At 68.8% G+C, this 760-nt stretch carries 2 protein-coding genes; both read left to right on the top strand.

The features are described 5' to 3' along the window. The coding region (locus tag ACFVWR_RS19120) for a hypothetical protein (RefSeq protein WP_387216056.1) at positions 1-294 on the top strand (294 nt) is incomplete at its 5' end. A 129-nt stretch (positions 295-423) separates the two neighbouring features. Then, on the top strand, positions 424-760 hold a 337-nt coding region (locus tag ACFVWR_RS19115; RefSeq protein WP_387216053.1), incomplete at its 3' end, for a hypothetical protein.

Genomic DNA, 760 nt, shown 5'->3' with positions numbered 1-760 from the left:
ACGCCCAAGTCGAACCCGGTCCAGGACTGGCGCAACCAGGAGCAGTACATGCGCCGCTCCCAGTACGACCGGATACGCATAGCGGCCGTCGACTTCCGCGGCTGGAACACGGCGGACTGGGAGTTCACGTACGTCGACGGGGGCACCAAGTACCGCTCGATCGACCGCGGTTTCGTGGTCAACAGCGGTCTCGGGTACGGCCTGATGTACACGGCCAAGGCCGCCGACTGGGACGGTGCGCAGCGCAAGGCCGCATGGCAGACGTTCACCAAGACGTTCAAGCCGAAGTCCTGAGCCTGAAAGCAGTCCGGCACGTATCGTGAGTGCTTGCGGACCGTGCGCAGCCGTAACGGGAAGCATCACTGCGCACAACAGGACGCAAAACGAACGGAATTGACCACCGGGCGGACAGGGGGACGCGTCGTGGAGGACTACGCCGGCCGAGTGCTCGCCGACCGCTACCGCCTGCCGCTGCCGCCGGCCGACGCGTACGAGTTCGCCCAGACGCGGGCGTTCGACACCTACAGTGGCCAGGAAGTCCTGGTCAGGCAGGTGCCGTTACCCGAGGTCGTCGAGGCCGAGGTGCTCGACGCCGAAGGGCTCCCGGACGGGTTCGTACCGCGCGAGTCGCGTGGCCGGCGCGAGCGGGGGGACACGGCGCGGACCACGCGGAGGCCGGCGGATCCCGCGGTGCGCCGCGCCATCGAGGCCGCGCAGGCCGCCGCCCAGATACCCGACCACCCAAGGCTCGACCAGGTCT

Origin of the sequence: Leifsonia sp. NPDC058292 (genome assembly GCF_042880955.1) — a bacterium.
Taxonomy (GTDB): Bacteria; Actinomycetota; Actinomycetes; order Actinomycetales; family Microbacteriaceae; genus Leifsonia.
Note: the sequence above shows the minus strand (reverse complement) of the source record. Positions and strands in the feature narration are given on the sequence as shown.